At 68.4% G+C, this 16217-nt stretch carries 12 protein-coding genes; 5 read left to right on the plus strand and 7 right to left on the minus strand.

Annotated elements, in window-relative coordinates; translation table 11 throughout:
- Positions 1-88: 88 nt before the first annotated feature.
- The gene (locus MKCMC460_RS03625) at positions 89-1120 is read left to right on the plus strand and encodes a L,D-transpeptidase family protein (RefSeq protein WP_236980116.1); all 1032 of its coding nucleotides are present in this window, start codon (positions 89-91) and stop codon (positions 1118-1120) included.
- Positions 1121-1436: 316 nt separating this feature from the next.
- On the opposite strand, the gene MKCMC460_RS03630 is transcribed toward MKCMC460_RS03625, so the two are convergent.
- On the minus strand, positions 1437-3422 hold the full coding sequence (locus tag MKCMC460_RS03630; RefSeq protein ID WP_236980118.1) for a M13 family metallopeptidase: 1986 nt from the start codon (positions 3420-3422) through the stop codon (positions 1437-1439).
- Positions 3423-3464: 42 nt separating this feature from the next.
- Between MKCMC460_RS03630 and MKCMC460_RS03635 the strand changes: the two genes are divergently transcribed.
- Both MKCMC460_RS03635 and MKCMC460_RS03640 read left to right on the plus strand, forming a co-directional pair.
- The gene (locus MKCMC460_RS03635; RefSeq protein ID WP_236980120.1) at positions 3465-4166 is read left to right on the plus strand and encodes a hypothetical protein; all 702 of its coding nucleotides are present in this window, start codon (positions 3465-3467) and stop codon (positions 4164-4166) included.
- Positions 4163-4852, plus strand: coding sequence for a hypothetical protein (locus MKCMC460_RS03640; protein ID WP_236980122.1), 690 nt, complete (start codon positions 4163-4165; stop codon positions 4850-4852). Before MKCMC460_RS03635 ends, MKCMC460_RS03640 begins: the two co-directional genes overlap by 4 nt.
- Positions 4853-4855: 3 nt before the next feature.
- Here the strand turns inward: MKCMC460_RS03640 and MKCMC460_RS03645 are convergent, their stop codons facing one another.
- Together MKCMC460_RS03645 and MKCMC460_RS03650 are read right to left on the minus strand one after the other, a co-directional pair.
- Positions 4856-5377, minus strand: a complete 522-nt coding sequence (locus MKCMC460_RS03645) for an XRE family transcriptional regulator (protein ID WP_236980124.1) — start codon at positions 5375-5377, stop codon at positions 4856-4858.
- Entirely contained in the window at positions 5374-8307 is a 2934-nt protein-coding gene (locus MKCMC460_RS03650) for an efflux RND transporter permease subunit (RefSeq protein WP_236980125.1), read from the minus strand. Before MKCMC460_RS03650 ends, MKCMC460_RS03645 begins: the two co-directional genes overlap by 4 nt.
- A 283-nt stretch (positions 8308-8590) precedes the next feature.
- Between MKCMC460_RS03650 and MKCMC460_RS03655 the strand changes: the two genes are divergently transcribed.
- Entirely contained in the window at positions 8591-9055 is a 465-nt protein-coding gene (locus tag MKCMC460_RS03655) for a hemophore (RefSeq protein ID WP_236980127.1), read from the plus strand.
- On the opposite strand, the gene MKCMC460_RS03660 is transcribed toward MKCMC460_RS03655, so the two are convergent.
- On the minus strand, positions 9052-10227 hold the full coding sequence (locus MKCMC460_RS03660) for a YbhN family protein (RefSeq protein WP_236980129.1): 1176 nt from the start codon (positions 10225-10227) through the stop codon (positions 9052-9054). The genes MKCMC460_RS03655 and MKCMC460_RS03660 overlap by 4 nt on opposite strands.
- 130 nt (positions 10228-10357) lie before the next feature.
- On the opposite strand from MKCMC460_RS03660, the gene MKCMC460_RS03665 reads away from it, so the two are divergent.
- On the plus strand, positions 10358-11497 hold the full coding sequence (locus tag MKCMC460_RS03665; protein WP_236980131.1) for an AI-2E family transporter: 1140 nt from the start codon (positions 10358-10360) through the stop codon (positions 11495-11497).
- A gap of 131 nt (positions 11498-11628) precedes the next feature.
- Here the strand turns inward: MKCMC460_RS03665 and MKCMC460_RS03670 are convergent, their stop codons facing one another.
- From MKCMC460_RS03670 to trmB, 3 genes are all read right to left on the minus strand, one after another.
- Complete coding sequence (locus MKCMC460_RS03670) at positions 11629-14562, minus strand: MMPL family transporter (protein ID WP_238305314.1); 2934 nt, start codon at positions 14560-14562, stop codon at positions 11629-11631.
- A 76-nt stretch (positions 14563-14638) separates the two neighbouring features.
- Positions 14639-15388, minus strand: coding sequence for an NYN domain-containing protein (locus tag MKCMC460_RS03675; protein WP_236980133.1), 750 nt, complete (start codon positions 15386-15388; stop codon positions 14639-14641).
- Positions 15385-16131 (minus strand): tRNA (guanosine(46)-N7)-methyltransferase TrmB, encoded by a 747-nt coding sequence (gene trmB / locus MKCMC460_RS03680; RefSeq protein ID WP_236980135.1) that lies wholly within the window; start codon positions 16129-16131, stop codon positions 15385-15387. Before trmB ends, MKCMC460_RS03675 begins: the two co-directional genes overlap by 4 nt.
- Positions 16132-16217: the final 86 nt, after the last annotated feature.

A 16217-nucleotide genomic window follows, 5' to 3' on the forward strand; every position in this document is an offset into this window, starting at 1 on the left:
GGGACCGTCACGCCGGGCTCTTCGAATGGCTATTCGGCAATTTCGTTGTGCCACACTGGGCGGAGTCTGAAACCGGAGGGAAAGAAATATGTCGCGCTGGATGAGGGGCTTTTCGAGGAGAAGTCTCTTGGCCATATTGGTGGCCGCTCTCAACGCATGCGGGGTCGCCCTGCTGGTGTTCGGTGCCGGCCCGGCCGTCGCCGACCCGGATGACGCACCCGGCGACCCCGGCCCTGTCGTCGCTCCCGCCGATCCTCCCGCGCCCGAACCGTTCGCGCTGCCGCCGCTGCCCGACCCGTTCGCTCCGCCCCCCGGCGTGCCCGGTGTCCCGGGCCTTCCGGGGGCGCCGGTTGCGGCTCCGGTGGCCGACGGGCCCGCGCCGCCCGGACAGGACAACACCCCGTTCGTGGGTGAGCCGCCCTTCCGGCCGCCGACCTTCAACCCGGTGAACGGTGCGATGGTGGGCGTGGGTAAGCCGATCATCATCAACTTCCAGGTGCCAATCGCCGACCAGGCGATGGCCGAGCGCGCCATCCACATTTCGTCGATCCCGCCGGTGCCGGGCAAGTTCTACTGGCTGACCCCGTCGCAGGTGCGCTGGCGCCCGCTGGCGTTCTGGCCGCCCAACACCGCGGTGAACATCGACGCGGCCGGCACCAAGTCGAGCTTCCGCACCGGAGACTCGCTGATCGCCACCGCCGACGACGCCACCCACCAGATGACGATCACCCGCAACGGGACCGTCGTGCAGACGTTCCCGATGTCGATGGGCATGGCCTCGGGCGGCCACCAGACCGCCAACGGCACCTACTACGTGCTCGAGAAGATGCCGACGGTGGTGATGGATTCCTCGACCTATGGGGTTCCGGTGAACTCGGCCAACGGCTACAAGGTGACCGTGTCGGACGCCGTCCGCTTCGACAACAGCGGCAATTTCGTGCACAGTGCGCCGTGGTCGGTGGGCGATCAGGGCAAGCGCGACGTCAGCCACGGCTGCATCAACCTGAGCCCTTCCAACGCCAAGTGGTTCTTCGACAACTTCGGCAGCGGTGACCCCATCATCGTGAAGAACTCCGTCGGTGTGCCCAAGAACGACGGGTCCAACGACTGGGAGCTGTAGCCGGCTCGGCCTGTTCGGGTTCATTGCGCGCGATTCGTCGTCGTCGAGGGCAGCCTCCCGCACGCTCGCCGGCCGAGGCGGCCGGGCTGGGGTCGGCTTCATGCCGTGCGGTGTGAAGCCTTGTGCTTGGGGTGTGAAGCGTGGGCTTTGGTTGTGAATCAACGGCTTTCAATGTGAGCGTAGGGCGGTATTCCGGACGGATTCCCGCCCTGGCTTCACGCCGAGCGCCCAGGTTTCACGCCCGACGCCCAGGTTTCACGCCCGAAACGAGGGTCGGAGCGGGCCGCCGCCGAAGGTGCGGCGGCAGCAAGGACTCCTAGTTCCAGATGCGGACCCGCCGTTGCGGTTCCAGGAACAGCGCGTCATCCTCGGACACCCCGAACGCCTCGTAGAACGCGTCGACGTTGCGGATCACCCCGTTGCAGCGAAACTCCGGCGGCGAGTGCGGATCCACCGCCAGCCGCCGAATCGCTTCGGCCTCACGGGATTTGGTCCGCCACACCTGCGCCCAGCCGAAGAACACCCGCTGCACGCCGGTCAGGCCGTCGATCACCGGTGCGGGCTCGCCGTTCAGCGACAACTGGTAAGCCAGCAGCGCGATCGACAGCCCACCCAGGTCGCCGATGTTCTCGCCGACGGTGAACGCGCCGTTCACATGATGGCCGCCGTCGAGCTCGCGCGGCGTATACCCCTCGTACTGCTCGATCAGCGCCTTGGTCCGCGCACCGAACTCCGTGCGGTCGTCGTCGGTCCACCAGTCCACCAGGTTGCCGTCGCCGTCGTACTTGGCGCCCTGGTCGTCGAAGCCGTGCCCGATCTCATGCCCGATCACCGCACCGATCCCCCCGTAGTTGGCGGCGTCGTCGGCGTCGGCGTCGAAGAACGGCGGCTGCAGAATCGCTGCGGGGAAAACGATTTCGTTCATGCCCGGGTTGTAGTAGGCGTTGACGGTCTGCGGCGTCATGAACCACTCGTCGCGGTCCACCGGCCCACCGAGCTTGGCCAACTCGCGGTCGTGGTTGACGGCGTAACCGCGCTGGAAGTTGCCGTACAGGTCGTCGCGATCGATGACCAGCGCGGAGTAGTCGCGCCAGGACACCGGGTAGCCCACCTTCGCGGTGAACTTGGCCAGCTTGGTCAGCGCGCGCTCCCGGGTCTGCGGGGTCATCCAGTCCAGGTCGCTGATGCTGATCCGGTACGCCTCCTGCAGGTTCTCCACCAGCTTGTCGATGCGCGCCTTGGCGTCCGGCGGGAAATGCTTTGCAACGTAGAGCTTTCCGACGGCGTCGCCCATCAGCGTCTCGACCAGCGCGACGGCCCGCTTCCAGCGGTCCCGGATCTGCTCGGTGCCGGTCAGCCGCCGACCGTAGAAGTCGAAGTCCGCGTCGACCATCTCTTTGGTCAGCCACGGCGACCGCGCCCGAATCAACCGCCAGCGCGCCCAGGCCTTCCAAACCTCGAAGTCCTCACTGTCCCAAAGCGCGGCGAAGGCGGTGAAGTAATCAGGTTGGCGCACAACCACTTCGGCGACAGCTTCCGGCGTCGTTCCCAGTCCGGCCACCCAGCCGGCCCAGTCGAAACCAGCGCCTTCGGTCTGCAGATCGGCGAACGTGCGCAGATTGTAGGTGAGCTCGGCGTCACGCCGCTTCACCACATCCCAGTGCGCCGCGGCCAGTTTGGTTTCCAGGGCCACGATGCGGGCCGCCGTGTCGGCGTGGTCGTCCGGGCTGCCGCCGAACACCAGGGCGAACATTCGCGCGATGTGTCCCGGATAGGCCGCCAGCACAGCGGCATGCTGCTCGTCGCGGAAGTACGACTCGTCGGGCAGCCCGATCCCGGACTGGCTGACGTGCACCAGGTAGCGGCTCGAATCCTTGGAGTCGGTGTCGACGTAGAGCCCGACGCCGCCGCCCACCCCGGTGCGCTGCAGCGCACCGATGATCGCCGCCAGTGCGGTGCGGTTGGCCGCGCCGTCGATGACGGCCAGTTCGTCGTGCAACGGTTGCAGGCCGCGGTGCTCGACGGTGTCCTCGTCCAGGAAGCTGGCGTAGAGGTCGCCGATGCGCTGCTCGTCGGTGCCGGCTGCCGCGTTGGCCGCGCTGGCCTGAGTGATCAGATCGCGCACCTGCTCCTCGGCCCGGTCGAACAGGGTGCGGAAGGCGCCGTCGGTGGCGCGGTCGGCCGGGATGTCGTACTCGGCCAGCCAGCGGCCGTTCACATGACCGAAAAGGTCGTCCTGGGGGCGGGCGGATGGGTCGACGTAGCTCAGGTCGATGCCCGAGCGGATGGCCTCTACTGTCACCCCGCCATCCTTCCACCTTGTTTCGGGTGCAACGATCGGGCCATGCCTGACCAGGATAAAACCGCGGAGCCGTCGGAGGGCGAACCCGATGAAGCCGTCGAACCCGCCGACGTCGAGGAGGTGGCCGCCAAGGACGACACCGACGTCGAAGACGAGGACGGCGCCGTAGAGGAGGACGTCGACGAGGATGGCGCGATGTTCTCCGGCTACGGCATCGCCTCGACGGTGCTGGGCCTGGTGTCGGTGGCAGCCGTGGTCCTCGCTGTGCTCATCTGGACCACGCATCGCGACGACTCCGGCGAACGCGCCTACCTGACCCGGGTCATGCAAGCAGCCACCGACTGGTCCACCGTGCTGATCAACATGAACACCAGCAACCTCGACGCCAGCCTGCAGCGGCTGCACGAGGGAACGGTCGGCGACCTCAACACCGACTTCGAGGCGGCCATCGGCGACTACCGGAAGCTGGCGCAGAAACTGCAAGCCAAAAGCGCCGGTCAGGTGGCAGCAGTGGCCATCGACACCGTGCACCGCGACCTGGACACCGTGCCCGGCTCACCCCGGCCGGTGGTGACGACCAAGCTGCCCGCATTCGCCAGCCGCACCGACTCGGTGCTCGTCGTCGCGACCTCGGTCGCCGAGAACGCCGGCGGCAAACCGCAAGTGGTGCAGTGGAACCTACGACTGGACGTCTCGCAGATCGACGGCAAGCTGATGATCTCCAAGCTGGAGTCGCTGCGATGAGAAATGCGTGGCGACTCGCGGTCTTCGACATCCTGGCGCCGCTGGCGGCCATCGCCGCGCTGGGCGGCATCGGAGTGGTGCTCGAATGGCCCAAGTGGTGGGTGGCGGTCGGCACGGCGCTGGCCCTGCTGATCGTGCAGGGCGTGCTGGTCAACTTCTGGCTGCTGCGCCGCGACTCGGTCAGCGTGGGAACCGACGACGACGCCCCGGGCCTGCGGCTGGCCGTCGTCTTCCTGGCCACCGCGGCGCTGTGCGCCGCGGTGATCACCGGCTACACCCACTGGACCAGCAAAGACGACGACTTCAAACGGAACTCGGCGGCGGTGGTGCAGGTAGCCACCACGGTGGCCGAAGCCATCTCGTCGCTCTCGCCCGCCGACCCGAACTCCACCATCGACAAGGCCGCGTCGATGATGGTGCCGGAGCAGGCGACCAAGTTCAAAGACGGATTCGGCAAGACCACCGCCGAACTGGTGCAACGCAAGGTGACGGCGCAGGCCGCCACGATGGCCGCCGGCGTCGAGGCGCTGGGGCCGACGGCGGCCAGGGTCGCAGTGGTCATGCGGGTCACCCAGAACGAGCCCGGCAAACCGCCCAGCGCGCAGCCGGTGGCGCTGCTGGTCGCGTTGACCAAGCACGGCAACGACTGGCTGGTCCAGGACGTGGTGCCGCTCAGCGCCCGCTGAGGGCTAGGCGCCGGGCGGACGCTCGTTCTTCACCCGGACGAACCGGTCGGACAGCCGGCGCATCCGGATCATCAACGACGCCGACGGGCTGACACTGCCGTCCAGATAGGCGGCGAGATCGTCGGCGGACACGCCGATCCGCGACGCGAACTCCGGCTGGGCCAAGCCACAGCGGTCCATCAGCAGATTCACGTGGCGGGCCACCTCGGCGCGTTCGTTGGCCTCCAGGTGAGCGCGGGCCCGATCAAGAACCTCCCACAGCGCTTTGGCGATGCCGACCGGGCGGGAACCCCCGAGGATCTCCTCGACCTGACGTGCAGTGCGGCCGTACGGGTCGCGCTTGAGTGCGGCGGCGATGCGCTTCCAGGTACCGATGTCGCCGCTTTGCAGCGCCGAGCGGATGGCCGCGGTGGACCAGAACTCGACCGGCTGCGGGTCGGCACCGGGAACCGCGTCGGGTTGCCGTGCACGTCCCCGGCCGTGCGGAGCGGGCGCGGCTTTTCGCTGGTCGGCAGCCAACGTCACCTCGCCTCCTCCAACATCGCCACAGCCACTGACAGGCAGCGCTGTCTCACTTCCTCCCAGTCTGCCTGCCCATCCGGCTCCGGCTCCACCTCGTCGAGGTCTGACGGGTCCGGATCCGCCAGCCGGCGGACCAGCTCAGTGGCGATCCCGTGCCGCTGCGAACCGGCAGGCTGACAACAGTAATAGTTATCCATCCCGGCCAGCACCGCCGCAACGGCCTCGGGTTCCATCACCTTCACCATGTCTGCGAAATCGGCGTAGTCGCGCCTGCTGTTACGGCTCATGATCAGGTAGCCCTTGAGACGCAGCGCTTCGGCGCCGGTCGGGATCTGCAGGCGGTCGCCGGTGGGTAGCTGAACGTTGGTCGTCTCCACCGGACTGCGCCGCCGGTAGCTCGGACCGCCCCTCGCGCCTTTGCGGTCCAACGCGTCGATGGCCACCGACAACCGGCCGCGCCACAACGTCACCGGGTGCACCGGCCGATCGGTCCACGCCATCGCCTTGGCGATCCCGCTGCGGTAGGCCAGACCGACCCTGCCGACCGGACCCGAGGCCACCGCCAAGGTCTCGGTCTGCACTTCCGCCGATTCCTGATCGGCGCCGGTGCGTTCACAGCCGCTGAAGGCGAACGGGTCGGCAACGCAAATAGTCTCGGGCGCAAGGTGTTTGAACCTTGCCGCCGACTTGATCACCATGCGCAGATCGGCGCTGGGCGCGATCGCCGCGGTGATGTCCTCGGGGATGACGACGACACCGCCGAGGTCGACGTCGGGCAGTGGCCGGTCGAAGTCGACCGACGGCAGGATCCGGCCCAGCCAGCCCGGCAGCCACCAGTTCCACTTGGCGAACATCGCCATCAGCGCCGGCACCAGGACCAATCGCACCACGGTGGCGTCGACGGCGATCGCCACGGCACACGCCACGCCGATCTCGGCGACCAGCGGCATGCCCGCGAACGCGAACCCGCAGAACACCGCGATCATGATGAGCGCGGCGCTGGTGATGGTACGTGCGCTGGTGCTGACACCGTAGGCGACGGCATCCCGGGTATGACCGGTCTGCAGGAACCGCTCCCGGATCCGGGTCAGCAGGAAGATCTCGTAGTCCATGGACAACCCGAACGTCATCGCCAGCACCAGCGGCGGCACCGTGCTGTCGATCGAGGGCAGATGCGGAAAACCCAGCGCCTGAGCCCAGCCCCACTGGAAGATCATCACCAGGGAGCCGTAGGCGGCCGCCACCGACAGCAGCGTCATCAGCACGCCCTTGAGCGCCAGCAGCACCGAGTGCACCGAGATCAGCAGCATCAGGAAAGCGATCAGCGCGACGAAGCCCAGCACCAGCGGCTGCGTCTCGGAGACGCGGCTGTCGAAGTCCTTGATCAGGGCCGTCGAGCCGCCCACCGAGACCTCGACGTCGGCGTTGACGCCGGGCAACTCGTGGCGCATCCAGTCGACGGTGTGCCGGGCCCGCATGTCCTCGGGGTCGACCGACAACACCGCCGACAGCAGCGCGCTGTTCTTGTCCTCGGCGAAGACCGGCGGTGGCACCGAGGCGACGTCGGGGGCCTGCGTCATCTTCTGCCGGACCGCGTTGACCACCGCGGTGTGCTCCGGCGCCGTCGCGTCCCCGTCGGGGAATGCGACCAGGACCTGGATCGGCCCCAGCGCGCCCGGCCCCAGCGCTTGGGCGGCCGCCGCCACGCCGGCCCGGATCTCGTGGGAGGAATCGAACTGGCGCAACAGGCTGTTGCCCAGCACCATCTGCGTCGCCGGCGCCGCCATCACCAGCAGCACGGCCGCGGCCGCCAACGCCGAGATCCACGGTCGGCGCATCACCCAGCCGACCCAGCGGGTCCAGAACCGGGACACCGTGCTCTCCGGCCGTCGCGACCAGTGCAGCAGCACCGACCGCTTGGCCGCGGCCCGGGCGAAGGTGGCCAGCAGCGCCGGCGTCAGGGTGGCCGACGTCAACATCGCGATCGCGACCGCCAGGATCGCGCCGGTGGCCATCGACCTCAGCGCCGGGGTGTTGATCACGTAAATGCCGGTGAGCGAGGCGATGACGGTCATCCCGGACAACACCACCGCCAGCCCGGAGGTGGCCATCGCCGCGTCCACCGCCTCCGGCGCCCGCCGGCCGGTACGCAGTTCCTCCCGGAACCGCATCAGGATGAACAGCGAATAGTCGACGGCCAGCGCGATGCCGAACATGGACACCGTCGACGTCACGAACACCGACATGGTCATGGACATGGACAGCAGATAGACCAGTCCCATGGTGACCACGACCGTGCAGATGCCCAGCGCCAACGGTATCGCCGCGGCCGCCAGCGAGCCGAAGACCGCCAGCAACACGATCAGGATGATCGGCAGGTTCCATTCCTCGGCTTTGGCGATGTCGTGCTTGGTGTTGGCCGCCGCGGCAGCGGACAGGGCGCCCTGGCCGATGACGTAGAGCCGGACCCGACCGTTGGCGGTCTGGCCCGACCGGTCGTCCTGCACGCCGATCCGCTGCCGCAGCTTCTTGGCGACGTCGCTGGTGCCGGGGTTGCGGGCGTCGAGATGCAAGGTGACGACGTAGGGCCGGTCGGGTTGCGGCGGACGCTGGGTGGGGTTGGGCACCTCGGTGACGCCCGGCAACTCGCCGGCGATGCGCTTCAGCTCGGCGACCGCGTCGTCGATGTCCTGGTAGGTGGCGTCGGCGCGGGGCGCGGCCACCAGCGCCAACGGGGAGGCGCCCTGGTCGGGGAATTGCGCGGCCAGCTGGTCGTGCACGGCCAGCGACTGGGATCCGGCAACCTCGAACCCGCCGCCGGTCAGATTGCCCGACTGCGTCATCGCCAGGTACACCGCCGGAACCAACGCGAGCAGCCAGCCTGTGAAAACAAACCAGCGAAACCTGCGCAGGTTGCGGCTCAGCCGCATCATGAACTGCTGGATTTCTCGACTCCCCGTATTTCTTGCGCAGCGCCTGCCCGCGAGCCTACTCCTGGCGTCTAAGCCTGCTTATCGGTTCCTGAGCTGCGAGGACAGCCGATCGACGGGATCGTTGTGAAGTCGTGATCGCGGCTGTGACCTGGGCTGGAACGTGGGCTTCGAAATGGCGAGGCGGTGGACCGGATGGCAGGATGTCGATTGGCCGCGCGGGCGTCAGCGGGCTTGGGCCGGCGGCATCGTGCGAATCCTGTGCGAATCCTGGAGGAGTTATCCGATGAAGCCAATCAGTGCGATCGTCGCCGCGGCGGCCGTGACGGGCGGTTTACTCGGTGCGCCCGCGGCGTCGGCCGCGCCCGATCCCTGCGCGGCCAGCGAAGTGGCCCGCACCGTGGGCACGGTCGCCAAGCAGACCGGCGACTACCTGGACTCGCACCCGGACACCAACCAGGCGTTGACGGCGGCCATGCGGGAGCCCTCCGGGCCTCAGTCGGCCGCGACGCTGAAGGCTTACTTCGAGGCCAACCCGAAGGTTGCGCTGGACCTGCAGGGGCTGGCCAACCCGCTGAACAAACTGGGCACCCAGTGCAAGCTGCCGATCACGCTGCCGCAGGCGCTCAGCCTGATCCAGGCGGCCCAAGGCGGTGGGCTGCCGGGCGGTGGGACTCCGGCGGCGGGGACGCCGGCCAGCCCGCTCGGCGGGGGCGGGCCGCTGCCCGGCCCCAAACCCAACAACGGCTAGACAGCGCCCTCCGGGGGCGGTAGCGGCCCCTGCAACGCCGTCTCCGCCGGATCGTCGAACCTGTCGAAAGTCGGCACCCGGATGCCCGGATCGGTTGGCGGATCGTCTGATTCGATCTTCTCGGTACGGAACATGAAGAAGAACACCACCCAGCCGACCGCAGCGATGAACAACCAGCTGATCAGCCGATAGACCAGCATGGCCGAGATGGCGTTGGGCAACGCCATGCCCGACGACACCAGGCCGGGCACCAGCACCGCCTCCACCACCAGCAGCCCGCCCGGCATCAGCGGGATCGTCCCGACCGCGCGAGCGGCCGCGTACGCGACCGTCAAACCCGCCACCGACGCGTGGTCACCGGCGGCGTACGCGGCAAAGCCCAGGCAGGCGACGTCGGCGACCCAGTTGAACAACGACCAGCTGAACGCCACCCCCAGATCGCGACGGCTCAGGCTCACCGACTCGAGCTGCATCAGGATCTCGCGCCACTTCGCCGCACCGGCGTCGGCGGGCTTGCCGCGGACCGAGTTGACCCACGACAGGACCTTGACGCCGATGCCCTCGATCAGCTCCGGCCGCGACGCCACCGCCTGCGCCAACAGCAGCAGCACCACGAACCCGCCCAGGGTGAACAGCAACGTGAACGGGTTGTTCCTGGCGCCCAGGAAGAATGCGCCGCCCAGCCCGAGCACCGCCAGCCCCACCGCCTGCAGCGCCCCCGACATCACCAGCTGCCACGACGCCACCACCGTCGAGGCGCCCCAGATGCGCTGCTGGCGCAACAGGAACGTCGCCGAGATGACCGGGCCGCCGGGCAACGTGGTACTCAGTGAATTCGCGGCGTAAAACGCCGCCTCCGAACGCATCTGCTTGACGTGCACGCCGGCCGAGGTCAGTAGCGTGCGCTGGATCTGGGCGAAACTGTGCATCGACGCCGCGGCGGCGATCATCGCGGCGACCAGCCACCACCACTTGGCCTCGAACAGGCTAGTCCACGCCTTGGCCAATTGGTCGCGGACCAGCGCGATCTCGACGACGAGCACGATGGCCACCACCGCGAGCACCACCCAGCGCAGCCACCAGTACCTGCCGCGCGGGGCCGCCGCGCTGCTGCGTGCGACCGTGCTCGGCCACCAAGCCACGAGCTTGCGGGCCACGGCGTCCGGTGACATCGAACTAGGGTAACCGCGCGTGCCGCGGTCCCATCGACGCACGTCGCCGACGTGTCGGGGTCGTTCCAGGGTCGTAACCGGATCGTGCCGGGCGGGTTTGCCGGTGCAGCCGGCCGGATAGTCTTGCCGCATGTCTGTCGACGACGACGCGGTGAGCCCACTGGTACGCAAGACCGCGGCCTGGTCGTGGCGGCTGCTGGTCATTGTGGCGGCCGGGGTGGCGCTGCTGTGGGTGGTGGAAAAACTCGAGGTCATCGTCGTTCCGGTGCTGCTCGCGTTGATGTTCAGCGCGTTGCTGATGCCGCTGGTGGACTGGCTGGACAAGCGGGGGGTGCCGCGCGGCGTGGCGGTGACGCTGGTGTTGCTGGCCGGCTTCGCGATTCTGGGCGGCATTCTGACGTTCGTCGTCAGCCAGTTCATCGTCGGGCTGCCCGACCTGGTCACCCAGGTCGAGCACAGCATCGACTCCACCCGCCGATGGTTGATCGAGGGCCCAGCGCACCTGCGTCGCGAACAGATCGACAACGCGGGCAACTCCGCGATCGAGGCGCTGCGCAACAACCAGGCCAAGCTGACCAGCGGTGCGCTGTCCACCGCGGCCACCATCACCGAGCTGGCGACCGGGGCGGTGCTGGTGCTGTTCACCCTGATCTTCTTCCTCTACGGAGGGCGCAACATCTGGGAGTACGTCTCCAAGATCGTGCCCGCGCACGTTCGCGACCGGGTCCACGAGGCCGGCAAGGCCGGATATGGCGCCCTGACCGGATACATCCGCGCCACGTTCCTGGTTGCGCTGACCGACGCCGCCGGGGTGGGTGCGGGGTTGGCGATCATGGGTGTGCCGCTGGCGCTGCCGCTGGCCTCGCTGGTGTTCCTCGGTGCATTCGTGCCACTGATCGGTGCGCTGATCTCCGGGCTGCTGGCGGTCGTGGTCGCTTTGCTGGCCAAGGGCATGGTGTATGCGCTGCTGACCCTGGGCTTGCTGATCGTGGTCAACCAGCTCGAAGCGCATGTGCTGCAGCCGCTGGTGATGGGGCGTGCGGTGTCGATCCATCCGCTGGCTGTGGTGCTGGCCATCTCTACCGGCGGTGTGTTGGCCGGGATCGTCGGGGCTTTGCTGGCTGTGCCGACTGTGGCGTTTTTGAACAACGCTATGCAGGTGCTGCTGGCCAAGGATCCCGAGGCCGAGGCGGAGGAGCAGGCGGAGGGGGAGACCGGCGCGATCGTTGCGGCCCAGCCCGACAAACCCCACGCGGTGGCCGAGGACTGACCTCGCTGCGCCCCGTGCGTGCGCGAGCAGGGGGCGTGAGCGGCCGCAAATGTACGGTCCACGGCGCTTTTGGACGGCATTTTGGGGCCGCTCACGGCGTGGGGGCGCGCAGCGAAGGGACGTCCGCCAGCTCAGATGCGGCGGCCCTCGCGGCGCAACAGATCCTGCGCGGACAGTCCGCCGCCGCCGGTACGCCGACGCCGCCCGGGGTCCACCGCGTTCTCGTCCTGGATGTCGCGCGCCTTGAGTTTCTCGGTGGCGGTATCGGAGTCGTTCTCGGCAGGACGTTGGGCCGGCAGGGCAGCGGTCTTGTCGGCCGGGTCCCCCGGCTCCGGCTTGGTGGCCGAGCGGCCGCCCGCGGCGGGCATCTTGTTGGTCTCGCCCGCGGAGGGCGGCGGAGTGGTCTTGGCCGGCGGAGCGGTCTTCGGCGCCGGAGCGGTCTTGGGCGTCTGAGCCCGCAGCGGCGCGGTCGGCGGGGCGGGTGCCGACGGCGCCGAGGGTGCGGTCGGCGCGGAGGGCGCCGCCGAGGCTGCGGGCCCGTTGCGCGGCGCGCCGCTCTGCGGAGCCGACAGACGCGTCGTCGGAGCGTCCGCCGGCTGACTCGCAGGCTGAGCCCGAACCGGCGCCGGCGGACCTCCCGCGGGGCCGTTGGACGCGGAGCCCAGCTCGGGCCGACCAGCCGGGCGCGGCAGCGGCGCCGGGTGCGTCGGGTCGTGCGGCGCCCGCGGGGTCGCCGCCACCAGCCCGGCCGTCACCGGCGGCCGCGCCTTATTGACCGGTCGCTTGCGTTCGTCGGGCAACTGGATCTCGCCGAGGCCGATGCGGGTCTGCAGGCGCCGCATCCAGCGCGGCGCCCACCAGCAGTCGTCGCCGAGCAGCTTCATCACCGACGGCACCAGGAACATCCGGACCACGGTGGCGTCCAGCAGCAGCGCCGCCATCAGGCCGAATGCCAGGTACTTCATCATCACCAGGTCGGAGAACACGAACGACCCGGCCACCACGGCCAGCACCAGCGCGGCCGCGGTGATCAGCCGCCCGGTGGTCGCGGTGCCGATCCGGATCGACTCCTGGGTGGACATGCCGTTCTCCCGGGCCTCGACCATGCGGGAGACCAGGAACACCTCGTAGTCGGTGGCCAGGCCGTAACCGACCGCCACCACCAGGGCGATGATCACCACCATCAGCGGCGTCGGTGTGAAATTCAGCAGTCCGGCGCCGTGCCCGTCGATGAAGATCCACGTCAAGATCCCCATCGTGGACCCGAGCGTCAACACGCTCATCACCGCCGCCTTGATCGGCAGCACCACCGATCCGAACGCCAGGAACATCAGCAACATGGTGGTGGTGATCAGCACGATCACCATCAGCGGGGCCTTGTCCACCAGGCTGTGAATCGAGTCCTGCTCCAGCGCGGGCGTACCCCCGACAAAGATCTGGATGCCCTTGGGCGGCGTGATCGACCGCAGTTCGGCGAGTTTCCTCGCCGAATCCGCCGGGTTCGTCAACGCGTTCTGCAGCACCCGCACCGACGGGTCCTTCGAGGCCCCCGGCGCCTGCGACCGTTCCTGCCACATGTTGGCCGGGTTGTTGTCCTGCTCGATGAAACCGCTGATCGACATGGCCTTGGCGCGGACATCGGCGATCTGCTGGTCGGTGACCGGCTGATGGTTGGTCGACTGGATCACCAGCGTCAGCGGATTGGTCCGGTAGCCGGGGAAGAGCTGGTCGAAATGCTCCTGAGCTTGGCGTGCCGGGTTGTCCGGTGGCAGGTACTTCTCGCTCATGCCGCCCAGCGACATGTTGCCCAGCGGGATCCACAGCAGGATCATGCCGAAGGCGATCGGGATGGCGAACGCCAGCGGCCGTTTCATCACGAAGTTCGTCAGCTTGCCCCAGAAACCCGCCTCGACCTCTTCGCGGGTCTTGGTCTTCTGCAGCCGGTCGGCCAGCCAGTTCAGGTAAGCCCGCGACACCTTCCAGTTCCGCAGGAACGGCACCCGGAACGCGGTCCGCACCCCCAGCGCGTCGACATGCTTGCCCAGCACACCCAGGCAGGCCGGCAGCAGCGTGATGGACAGGATCGCGGCCAGCGAAACCGCGGTGATCAGGGCGTAGGTCAGCGACTTCACGAAGCCCTGCGGCAACAGCAGCAGGCTGGCGCCCGACGCGGCGATCAGGACCGCCGAGAACACCACCGTCCGGCCGGCCGTCATCACCGTGCGGCGGACGGCGGACTCCGTGTCATACCCCTCGGCGATCTCCTCCCGGAACCTGCTCACCACGAACAGCCCGTAGTCCACCGCGATGCCCAGGCCGATCAGCGACACGACCGGCTGGGCGAAGAAGTGCACCGGCCCGAACATCGCGATCAACCGCAGGATGCCCAGCGAGCCGGCGATGCTCAGGCCGCCGACCATCACCGGTAGGCAGGCCGCGACCGCGCCGCCGAACACCAGGAACAACACCACCGCGACCAGCGGCAGCGCCAGCACCTCCATGCGGCGCTGGTCGGTGGCGATGGTGCCGGTCAGCGCACTGGCGATCGGCTGCAGCCCGGCCAGTTGGACGGTGCCGCCGTCCAGCTTCTGCAGCGCGGGTTCGATGTCTTTGAAGTTGGTCAGGATGGTGTCGTCGTCATCGCCCTTGAGTGGGATGGAAACGAACGTGTAGTGCTTGTCGTCGGTGGCCATGCCCTTGATGACCGGGCTGGTGCTGTCCGGGGCGCGCAGGTAGCCGGCCCAGCCGAGCACCTGCTTGGGGTGGTCGGACACAAACTGGTTGAGCTCGTCGGTGATCTTCTTCGACCACGCCGGGTCGTTGACCGTCTTGCCGTCCGGAGCCTTGAAAATGGCCACGATGTGGCCGGTGCGGTCGCGCCCGTAGACCTCGTCGCCCAGGATCGAGGCCTTGACCGACTGGCTGCCCTCGTCGTAGAACCCGCTCTGCGTGACGTGCTTACCGAGGCTGAGCCCGAAAATGCCGCCGCCCAGGCACAGCGCCACCGTGACCCCGATTACGATGTACCGCAGTCGGTACACAGTTCGACCCCACCAGGCGAACACGTATGCTCCTCACCGGATCTGTAGCGACCCACGCATTGAACTGCACTGCTTTTCGATTTTCTCCGACGCTCGCTCCCTATACCCGCGAGGTCAACAGCGAGGACAGCGGCCGGAACGGCTGCAACCATGCTCCCTGCTCGGGTAGCGAATCCAGGCCGATCCGCGGCAGTGGCTCCCGGAAAACACCTGCGATGTCCTCCAGGTCGACGAACTCCAAGCTATCCGACGCTAGCGCCCAACTAGCGTGTTCACGAAATCCAAGCACTTGAACAGGGGTTCCGCCGCGCGCCACCTCCTCCAGCGGCAGCCGGAACGCCTGGCCGTCGGCGGAAGCCACCATCAGCGCCGCCAGACCCTCCCGATACCGCAGCTCGATGTGCTCGAGCATGTCGCGGTCGACGTCGCTGTCCTCGTCGATCTTCGGCTTGGCGAAGACCGCGAAACCGACGTTGCGCAGCGCGTCCACCCACGGGCGCACCACCTCGGCGCTGCCGGGGGCGATATTGGTGAAGACGGTTGCCTCCGGCTCGATCCGGACGTCCGGCTCATCGACCATCCGATTGGCGATCTCGGCGGTGCGGGCCAGCAGCCACCGGCCCAGCGCATCGAAGCGGGGCCGTTCCACGCCCGTCGGACGGCGCCCCAGGATGGAGCCCAGCCCCATGTCGAGATTGGGCGCGTCCCACACCAACAGGACGCGCTTCACCGCCTGCTGGGCCGGGGCCGCCAGGCCGGCCAATCCTTCCTGCACCATGTCACCGGCCGCCAGCATCGGGCGGGCCAGGGCTTCCGACGGTGGGGTTTCATCGGTTTCGGTCAGGCTCATCTGTCTTCGCGCCTCTTCCATACGAACTCGCAGACGCTGCTGCCCGCTTCTTGAGCTTTCGTCTCGTACTTGGTGGTGGGACGGGTCACCGAGATCGGCAACGCTTCGGCGCCGGGGTCGACGCGCACCAGCCGGTGCTCGGCGTCACCGACCGCGGCAATGTGCTCGGCGTAGCCAGGGTGATCGGTGGCCGCGTGCAGCACACCTGCTGGGAGTAGCCGATCCGCGATCAGGGAAACCGTGCCGGTCTGCAGCAACCGGCGCTTGTGGTGGCGCGCTTTGGGCCACGGGTCGGGGAAGAACACCCGGACCCCGGTCAGCGAGGCGGGCGCGATCAGATCCTTGAGCACGTCCACGCCGTTCCCGCGGATCAGGCGGATGTTGGTGACGCCGGCGTTGTCGATCGCGCACAACAGTTGCGCGAGGCCGCGCCGGTAGATCTCCACAGCGATCACGTCGATGTCCGGTTCGGCCTGTGCCATCGCCAGCGTCGAGGTGCCGCTGCCGCAGCCGATCTCCACGACCAGGGGGGCGTCCCGGCCGAACCAGGCACGCGTATCCAGCGGCGCACCGTCGTCGGCCTGCCGTCCGAGCTGCGGAAACAGCCGGTCCCAGGTCTCCCGCTGGGTGTCGGACAACGCCGAACGCCGAGACCGGAAACTGGTGGGCGGCAGATAACCCCAGGGCGTGTCGGGCCGTAACCCCACCCCGGGTTGCGCATGCATTCGTCCATGGTGGCCCATGAACCGCGGATGTAGCCGCCTCTGGTCCGGATTGATACCTAACAGTTGCCTTCGGCTGGTAACGGGGGACACCTGGCTCGCGCGCC

The sequence above is a fragment of the Mycobacterium sp. 20KCMC460 genome (assembly GCF_022179425.1).
Taxonomy (GTDB): domain Bacteria; phylum Actinomycetota; class Actinomycetes; order Mycobacteriales; family Mycobacteriaceae; genus Mycobacterium; species Mycobacterium kiyosense.

Bases quoted from the DNA above. Each gene is read 5' to 3' on its own strand.
- MKCMC460_RS03640 (WP_236980122.1), top strand. From the start codon at position 4,163: ATGAGAAATGCGTGGCGACTCGCGGTCTTCGACATCCTGGCGCCGCTG.
- MKCMC460_RS03635 (WP_236980120.1), top strand. From the start codon at position 3,465: ATGCCTGACCAGGATAAAACCGCGGAGCCGTCGGAGGGCGAACCCGAT.
- MKCMC460_RS03655 (WP_236980127.1), top strand. From the start codon at position 8,591: ATGAAGCCAATCAGTGCGATCGTCGCCGCGGCGGCCGTGACGGGCGGT.
- MKCMC460_RS03665 (WP_236980131.1), top strand. From the start codon at position 10,358: ATGTCTGTCGACGACGACGCGGTGAGCCCACTGGTACGCAAGACCGCG.
- MKCMC460_RS03675 (WP_236980133.1), bottom strand. From the start codon at position 15,388: ATGAGCCTGACCGAAACCGATGAAACCCCACCGTCGGAAGCCCTGGCC.
- MKCMC460_RS03660 (WP_236980129.1), bottom strand. From the start codon at position 10,227: ATGTCACCGGACGCCGTGGCCCGCAAGCTCGTGGCTTGGTGGCCGAGC.
- MKCMC460_RS03625 (WP_236980116.1), top strand. From the start codon at position 89: ATGTCGCGCTGGATGAGGGGCTTTTCGAGGAGAAGTCTCTTGGCCATA.
- trmB (WP_236980135.1), bottom strand. From the start codon at position 16,131: ATGGGCCACCATGGACGAATGCATGCGCAACCCGGGGTGGGGTTACGG.
- MKCMC460_RS03650 (WP_236980125.1), bottom strand. From the start codon at position 8,307: ATGATGCGGCTGAGCCGCAACCTGCGCAGGTTTCGCTGGTTTGTTTTC.